The sequence below is a fragment of the Streptomyces sp. CB02009 genome, from assembly GCF_001905825.1.
Taxonomy (GTDB): Bacteria; Actinomycetota; Actinomycetes; order Streptomycetales; family Streptomycetaceae; genus Streptomyces.
This window is the reverse complement of the sequence record NZ_LIVV01000008.1, coordinates 350,014-357,716: the sequence shown is the minus strand read 5'-3', so window position 1 is coordinate 357,716 and position 7,703 is coordinate 350,014. Positions and strand designations below refer to the sequence as shown.

Below are 7,703 nucleotides of genomic sequence, written 5' to 3'. Positions count from 1 at the left end.
CGACCAGGACGGTGCGGCGGCTCGTGGCGAGTGAAGTCAGGTTCGTGACGCGTGAAGTCATACGGCCACCTTGGCGCCGCCGGGCCACCGGATCCCGCAACACGCCTACACCCGGGGCGCCAGCTCCCTCGCACGGCCGTCCGCGTCCCGCCGCACCTCCAGGACCGAGGCCACCGCGTCCCGCTCGACCGGCCCGTACACATGCGGGAAGAGCGTCCCTCCCGAGCCCTCCCAGCGGACCTCCCCGGCCAGCCTCTCCTCGTCGATCACCAGCACCAGGAGCGGACCCCGCACGTCCCGGTAGCGGGTGTCGGCGATCACGAGGGCCGCGGCCTCGTCCGGCGAGCAGTGGACGAAGCCCTCGGCGGCGAGGGACGCCGGGGCGTACGGGGCATCGGGGGCGGCGGACCAGTCGGCCAGCGGAACGACGTGCAGCAGCATGCCGACAGTTCTACCCCGCGGATCCTCTCCACGCTGCGGATCCTCCCTACCCTCCGGATCCTCCCTACCCTCCGGATCCTCCGGGCCGGTCCTGTACCCCGAGTGGCGGAGCACCCCGGTTCGGGTGACATTGGGCGTGTTCCGAACCGGACGAAAGGCAGGACCATGGCGGGAAACGACCTCGGCAGTCTCCTCGGCAGCCTCCTCGGAGGCTCCGGCGGGCAGAGCGGCGGCAGCGGCGCGGGCGGCATCCTCGGCTCCCTGATCGGCGCGCTCGCGGGCGGCCAGGGCGGGGGCGGCGGCGCGAGCGGAGCCGGCGGGGCGTCGAACCCGCTCGGCGGACTCCTCGACATGCTCACCCGATCGGGACTCACCGACCAGACCCGGTCCTGGGTCGGCACCGGCGACAACCAGCCCGTCAGCGGCGCCCAGATCGCCGAGGCCCTCCCGGACGAGACCCTGCAGAAGGTCGCCCAGGACGCCGGCGTCAGCCCCCAGGAGGCCGCCGACCAGATCGCGCAGTCGCTGCCGCAGGCCGTCGACAAGCTGACGCCGACCGGCTCGATGCCCCAGGGCTCCCTCGAGGACATCATCCGCGAGCAGAACCTCTGACCGGACGCGCACCGGGCGCGTACCGGGCACGTGACGGGCGCCCGCCCTCCGTCTCGGAGGGCGGGCGCCCCGGCACGCCCTCCCGGCCCCTGACTAGGCTGAACGGAGCACTGACGCAGGCGAAGGAGCACGACGTGGCGGTACGAGCGGTCCGAGGAGCCGTCCAGCTGGAGCGGGACGAGGCAGGACACATGAGCGAGCAGGTCGAAGAACTGCTCACCGCCGTCCTGGAACGCAACGGGCTCGACGCCGACGACCTCATCAGCATCTGGTTCACGGCCACCCCCGACCTCCACAGCGACTTCCCCGCCGCCGCGGCCCGCCGCACCGGCATCGTCGACGTCCCCCTGATCTGCGCACAGGAACTCGACATCGAGGGCGCGATGCCGAGGGTCGTCCGGCTCCTCGCCCACGTCGAGACCGACCTCCCCAAGTCCCGGATCGCGCACGTCTACCTCGGTGCCGCGGCCGCCCTGCGCAAGGACATCGCCCAGTGAGAACAGCGCTCGTCATCGGCACCGGACTGATCGGCACCTCCGCCGCGATCGCCCTCGCGGGCCGGGGCGTCACCGTCCACCTTCGCGACCACGACCCGGCGCGCGCCGGCATGGCCGCCGCGCTCGGCGCCGGCACCGACGAGGCACCCGACGGACCCGTCGACCTCGTCATCGTCGCCGTCCCCCCGGCGCACGTGGCCGGCACCCTCGCCGAGGCGATGACCGCCGGGCTCGGGCGCGGCTACCTCGACGTGGCGAGCGTCAAGAGCGGCCCCAAGCGGGAGCTGGAGGCCCTCGGCCTCGACCTCACCTCCTACATCGGTACGCACCCCATGGCCGGCAAGGAACGCTCGGGCCCGCTCGCCGCGACCGCCGACCTCTTCGAGGGACGCCCCTGGGTGCTCACCCCGACCCGGGACACCGACACCGAGGTCCTCAACCTCGCCCTGGAACTCGTCGCGCTGTGCCGGGCCGTCCCCGTCGTCATGGACGCCGACGCCCACGACCGCGCGGTCGCCCTGGTCTCCCACACCCCGCAGCTGGTGTCGTCGATGGTCGCCGCGCGCCTCGAAGAGGCCGACGAGTCCGCCGTACGCCTCTGCGGGCAGGGCATCCGCGACGTCACCCGGATCGCGGCCTCGGACCCGCGCATGTGGGTCGAGATCCTCTCCGCGAACCCCGGCCCCGTGGCCGACGTCCTCTCCGGCGTCGCCGCCGACCTCGACGAGACGGTCCGGGCGCTGCGCTCCCTGCAGTCCGCCGACGAGGACAAGCGCCGGGACGGCGCCTCGGGCGTCGAGGACGTACTGCGCCGCGGCAACGCCGGCCGCTCCCGCGTCCCCGGCAAGCACGGGGCCGCGCCCACGACGTACGAGACGGTCGCCGTCCTCATCAGCGACCAGCCGGGCGAGCTGGCCCGGATCTTCGCCGACGCGGGTCGGGCGGGGGTCAACATCGAGGACGTCCGCATCGAGCACGCGACGGGGCAGCAGGCGGGTCTGGTCCAGCTGATGGTGGAACCTTCGGCTGCGCCGGTCCTCGGGGCGGCCCTCCAGGACCGAGGCTGGTCCCTCCGCACGACCTGACGCCCCGGGCCCGGACCGGCGCCCTCGGCCCATACCCGGCATCCCGCCGTGCGGGCTGCACCCGCACCCTCGCCCAGCCACCCCCGTGCGGGCTGCACCCGCACCCTCGCCCAGCCACCCCCGTGTGGGCAATCGTCCCGCTGGGGCGGGACGGGTGGGCACACGGGACGGCGCCCTCGGCGGCGCCTCCGCCCCTTGTGCCTGAACCCGCACCACCAGCGCACCGTGCACTCGGGTGCGGGTCAGGTCGCGGAAGCCTGGGCCCGGCAAGGGGCGCCGTTCCGTTGTGCCCACCCGTTCCGCCCCAGCGGAACGATTGCCCACAACGGGGGTGGGCGGGGGTGTGGTTTCAGGCGCGGGAGCCTGGGCCCGGCAGGGGGCGCCGTCCGCTGTGCCCACCCGTTCCGCCCCAGCGGAACAGTTGCCCACAACGGGGTGGGCGGGGGTGGCTGCGGCTTTCGAAGGGTGGAGGGCCACAACGAGGGGGCGGGGGTCGGTGCAGCCCCCGGCAGCGGCCGAAGCGCGCAACGAGTGGGGTGGGTCGGGTTGCTGTTCACCGTGGGGTGGGGGTCGGGGCGTGGGGGCCCGTGTGGGTGGGGCCGGGTGGGGGTCGGGGACTCGGTAACCTTGTGGAGGTCCCCCGCATCTCCGCCGGGTCCAGACACTCACCCCAGGAAGGTGTTCCCACCGTGGAATCCGTGATCGTCGCCATCGACGGGCCCTCCGGCACGGGCAAGTCCAGCACCTCGAAGGCGGTCGCCGCCAAGCTGGGTCTGAGCTACCTCGACACCGGTGCCCAGTACCGGGCGATCACCTGGTGGATGATCAGCAACGGCGTGGACGTCCACGACGCCGAGGCCGTCGCCAACGCCGCCGCCAAGCCGGTCATCGTCTCCGGCACCGACCCGGCGCGGCCCACCATCACCGTCGACGGCGCCGACGCCGCAGGGCCCATCCGTACCGAGGAGGTCACCTCCAAGGTCAGCGCCGTCAGCGCCGTCCCCGAGGTGCGGAGCCTGATCACGGAGCTCCAGCGGTCCATCGCCCGCAACGCCGAGCACGGCATCGTCGTCGAGGGCCGGGACATCGGCACCACCGTCCTGCCCGACGCCGACCTCAAGATCTTCCTCACCGCCTCGCCCGAGGCCCGTGCCGCCCGCCGCTCCGGCGAGCTCAAGGGCGTCGACGTACAGGCGACCAAGGAAGCCCTGGTCAAGCGGGACGCGGCCGACTCCAGCCGGAAGACCTCGCCGCTCGCCAAGGCCGGCGACGCCGTCGAGGTCGACACCACCGAGCTCACCCTCGACCAGGTCATCGAGTGCGTCGTCACCCTGGTGGACGAGAAGCGGACGGTCGCCAAGTGACCGTGCCCTCCGAGAAGGGCGCCGCGGTCGGCAGACGCATCGGCATCGGACTGATGTACGGCTTCTGGAAGCCGCGCGTCCTCGGTGCCTGGAAGGTGCCGGCCTCCGGCCCCGCCATCCTCGCCGTCAACCACGCGCACAACATCGACGGCCCCATGCTCATGGGCACCGCACCGCGCCCCGTGCACTTCCTCATCAAGAAGGAGGCGTTCGTCGGCCCGCTCGGCAGCTTCCTGGAGGGCATCGGGCAGCTGAAGGTGGACCGTCACGGCGCCGACCGCGCGGCGATAGGCAACGCCCTGGGCGTCCTGGAGCAGGGCGGCGTCCTCGGGATCTTCCCCGAGGGCACCAGGGGCGACGGGGACTTCGCCTCGCTCCGCTCGGGCCTGGCGTACTTCGCCGTCCGCAGCGGCGCGCCGATCGTCCCGGTGGCCGTCCTGGGAAGCACCGAGCGCCGCGGACGGCTGGTCAAGGCACTGCCTCCGCTGCGCGGCCGCGTCGACGTCGTCTTCGGTGACGCCTTCGACGCGGGCGACGGCTCCGGCCGCCGCACACGCAAGGCGCTCGACGAGGCCACCGTACGGATCCAGGGGAAGCTCACCGACCACCTGGAAAACGCCAGGCGCCTCACCGGGCGCTGAGCGAGACTTTCAGTAGTGGGCCCCGCGGCCCGGGGACCCACCGACCACGAATGATCAAGGAACGGACTTCATGAACGACCAGCACGACCACGGGGCACTTGGCGACGCCGAGTACGCGGAGTTCATGGAGCTCGCCTCCGAAGAAGGCTTCGACGTCGAAGAGGTCGAGGGCGCGATCGAGGAGGCGGGTCACGGCGCGCTCCCCGTCCTCGCCGTCGTCGGCCGGCCGAACGTCGGCAAGTCGACCCTGGTGAACCGCATCATCGGCCGCCGCGAGGCCGTCGTCGAGGACAAGCCGGGCGTGACCCGCGACCGCGTCACCTACGAGGCCGAATGGGCCGGGCGCCGCTTCAAGGTCGTCGACACCGGCGGCTGGGAGCAGGACGTCCTCGGTATCGACGCCTCCGTCGCCGCCCAGGCCGAGTTCGCCATCGAGGCCGCCGACGCCTGTCTCTTCGTCGTGGACGCCACCGTCGGCGCGACCGACACCGACGAGGCCGTCGTGAAGCTGCTGCGCCGCGCGGGGAAGCCGGTCGTCCTCGCCGCCAACAAGGTCGACGGGCAGTCCGGCGAGGCGGACGCGGCCATGCTGTGGTCCCTGGGCCTCGGCGAGCCGTTCCCCGTCTCCTCGCTGCACGGCCGCGGCACCGGCGACCTCCTCGACGAGGTCCTGAAGAAGCTGCCGGAGGCCCCCGAGCAGCGCTTCGGCAACGCCGTCGGCGGCCCGCGCCGCATCGCCCTGATCGGCCGCCCGAACGTCGGCAAGTCCTCGCTGCTCAACAAGGTGGCGAACGAGGACCGCGTGGTCGTCAACGAGCTGGCCGGCACCACCCGCGACCCGGTCGACGAGCTGATCGAGCTCGGCGGCGTGACGTGGAAGTTCGTCGACACCGCCGGTATCCGCAAGAAGGTCCACCTCCAGGAGGGCGCGGACTACTACGCCTCCCTGCGGACGGCCGCCGCCGTCGAGAAGGCCGAGGTGGCCGTCATCCTGATCGACACCACCGACAACATCTCGGTCCAGGACCAGCGCATCATCACGATGGCCGTCGAGTCGGGCCGCGCCATCGTCATCGCCTACAACAAGTGGGACGAGCTCGACGAGGAGCGCCGCTACTACCTCGAGCGCGAGATCGAGACCGAGATGCAGCAGGTCGCCTGGGCGCCCCGCGTCAACGTCTCCGCCAAGACCGGCCGCCACATGGAGAAGCTGGTCCCGGCCATCGAGACCGCCCTCGCCGGCTGGGAGACCCGTGTCCCCACCGGCCGGCTCAACGCCTTCCTCGGTGAGATCGTCGCGGCCCACCCGCACCCGATCCGCGGCGGCAAGCAGCCCCGCATCCTCTTCGGCACGCAGGCCGGCACCAAGCCGCCCCGCTTCGTGCTCTTCGCCTCCGGCTTCCTCGAGGCCGGCTACCGCCGCTTCATCGAGCGCCGCCTCCGCGAGGAGTTCGGCTTCGAGGGCACCCCGATCCACATCTCGGTGCGCGTGCGCGAGAAGCGCGGCCGCAAGAAGTAGTCCGGCACCGGCGACGGGCCGGGGACGCGGCGGAGGGCCGGGGCGATCGCGCCCCGGCCCTCCGCCGTTCCCCCGGTGTGCCGTGTCCCCTAGAGGCCCCTGCGGGGCCCCGGTGGCAGGGCCGCCTGGGTGGGGGTGTGCGTCGGCGGGTACGGGGTGGACCAGGTCGTCGGATACGCCGAGGTGTACCGGTGGCCCTGCCCGTTCCCGTACACGCCCGTGCTCGCCGCCGTGCCGAACGCCCGGAACGTCAGCTCCTCCTCGCCGCTGCGGTCACCCGGCAGCGTGCGGAACGACCTGCGGTACTCCGAGTACAGGGCGTCGTAGATCGGCGTGGGAGATGCCCCGGCCGAGACGTCCTGCGCGGGGCGCATCGACGGGATCTGACTCGGATACGGCTGGAGGAAGGGGTCGTATGCGTGCACGTAGGTGCCAACGACCCCGCCGCCCGTCGGATGCGGGCGGCTCTCCGAATGGGCCGCACGCCGGGGACGCGGCACGGTGGGGGCCGCCGGACCGGCGGAGCCGCTCGGCCCCGTCGGCACGCCGTGGACCCGCGCCCACCCTGTGCCCGGCCGGCGGGGCTCCATCAGGTACCGGCCAGCGGCATCGCGGCGGCGACCAGGCGCCCGTTCGCCGCGGCCTTCTCCAGTGCGTCGCGCAGCAGGTCCTCGCGCGGCTGCTGGCCGATCGAGCCGACCGGGGCGGCGAAGACCAGCACCGTGTGCGACTTGTTGGCCGCCGCGCGCCAGCCGTCGGTGACCTGGAGCGGCTGGTGCGCCTGCCACCAGGCGGCCTGCCCGGCGCCGCCGGGGCCCGGCTGGAGGACGGAGTGCAGCTGGCCCATGGCGACCAGGACCGACCAGCCCGGCAGCACCGCCGGCTTCTCGTCGAGGTTCACGACCTGGTGGAAGCCCTGGTCGGCCAGGAGCGGCAGGAACTCGTCGGTGAGACCGTCCGAACCCGGACGGGCCACCGGCGCGGTCGGCTCGACGACGAGGGCCGGGTGCAGCTCGCCCTGGATCAGGACGAGGCCGCTGGTGACGCCGAGCACGGCCTGCTCGGGGTGGGCGGCGGACAGCGCGTCGGCGGTGTCCGAGGCCGTGATGGAAGCGACGGCGCCCTGGAGCTGCTCCTCGGCGACCCGGACGACCTGCGACGGAATGCAGCTGGCGTGGGCGAACGCGAGGACCGCGGTCTCGTCGCCGACGAACAGCACCGTGCTGGTGCGCTCCTGGTCGGAGTCCCCCGGCGTGCGGCAGGAGGTGCAGTCGTAGCTGCCCGGGGCGTTGTCGCCGGCGAGCAGCCGGTCCGCTTCTTCGTCGCCGATCTCGGCGCGTACGTCCTCGCTGACGTCGAGCATGCGCGGCACGGGGGGCTCCCTGGACTCGGTACGGGGGGGACGCCGGGCGGTTCCCGGTCGTCTCATGCCGAGTTCAACGGGTCAGGCTCGGCCGGGGTCACGCGTGGAACCGAGGCAACTTGCCACCGGCTCGTGCGGAAGGGCGCGGGCGGGGCTCGGCGGAGGCCCGGAACGAGGGTGA

9 protein-coding genes are annotated in these 7,703 nt (G+C 73.2%); 6 read left to right on the top strand and 3 right to left on the bottom strand.

Annotated features, from left to right (window positions below; translation table 11 throughout):
- Positions 1-105 precede the first annotated feature (105 nt).
- Complete coding sequence (locus AMK27_RS30670) at positions 106-441, bottom strand: DUF952 domain-containing protein (protein ID WP_073915428.1); 336 nt, start codon at positions 439-441, stop codon at positions 106-108.
- A 165-nt stretch (positions 442-606) separates the two neighbouring features.
- Here AMK27_RS30670 and AMK27_RS30665 point away from each other — a divergent pair, with 165 nt between their 5' ends.
- The 6 genes from AMK27_RS30665 (at position 607) to der (ending at position 6,159) form a co-directional block, all read left to right on the top strand.
- The gene (locus AMK27_RS30665; protein WP_073915425.1) at positions 607-1,053 is read left to right on the top strand and encodes a YidB family protein; all 447 of its coding nucleotides are present in this window, start codon (positions 607-609) and stop codon (positions 1,051-1,053) included.
- Positions 1,054-1,187: 134 nt separating this feature from the next.
- Positions 1,188-1,550 (top strand): chorismate mutase, encoded by a 363-nt coding sequence (gene aroH, locus AMK27_RS30660; RefSeq protein WP_073915422.1) that lies wholly within the window; start codon positions 1,188-1,190, stop codon positions 1,548-1,550.
- A complete protein-coding gene (locus AMK27_RS30655) occupies positions 1,547-2,635 on the top strand; it encodes a prephenate dehydrogenase (protein ID WP_073915419.1) in 1,089 nt (362 codons plus the stop codon). Before aroH ends, AMK27_RS30655 begins: the two co-directional genes overlap by 4 nt.
- 644 nt (positions 2,636-3,279) lie before the next feature.
- Positions 3,280-3,999 (top strand): (d)CMP kinase, encoded by a 720-nt coding sequence (gene cmk / locus AMK27_RS30650; protein ID WP_107425715.1) that lies wholly within the window; start codon positions 3,280-3,282, stop codon positions 3,997-3,999.
- Between the two features lie 53 nt (positions 4,000-4,052).
- Positions 4,053-4,640: a lysophospholipid acyltransferase family protein gene (locus AMK27_RS30645; RefSeq protein ID WP_073915514.1), complete on the top strand. Its 588-nt coding sequence runs from the start codon at positions 4,053-4,055 to the stop codon at positions 4,638-4,640.
- A gap of 70 nt (positions 4,641-4,710) precedes the next feature.
- On the top strand, positions 4,711-6,159 hold the full coding sequence (gene der / locus AMK27_RS30640) for a ribosome biogenesis GTPase Der (protein WP_073915412.1): 1,449 nt from the start codon (positions 4,711-4,713) through the stop codon (positions 6,157-6,159).
- A gap of 89 nt (positions 6,160-6,248) precedes the next feature.
- Here the strand turns inward: der and AMK27_RS30635 are convergent, their stop codons facing one another.
- Both AMK27_RS30635 and AMK27_RS30630 read right to left on the bottom strand, forming a co-directional pair.
- Entirely contained in the window at positions 6,249-6,533 is a 285-nt protein-coding gene (locus AMK27_RS30635; RefSeq protein ID WP_338014354.1) for a hypothetical protein, read from the bottom strand.
- A 215-nt stretch (positions 6,534-6,748) separates the two neighbouring features.
- Positions 6,749-7,531 carry a hypothetical protein gene (locus tag AMK27_RS30630; protein WP_073915409.1) on the bottom strand — a complete coding sequence of 261 codons (783 nt, stop codon included), beginning with the start codon at positions 7,529-7,531 and terminating at the stop codon, positions 6,749-6,751.
- Positions 7,532-7,703: the final 172 nt, after the last annotated feature.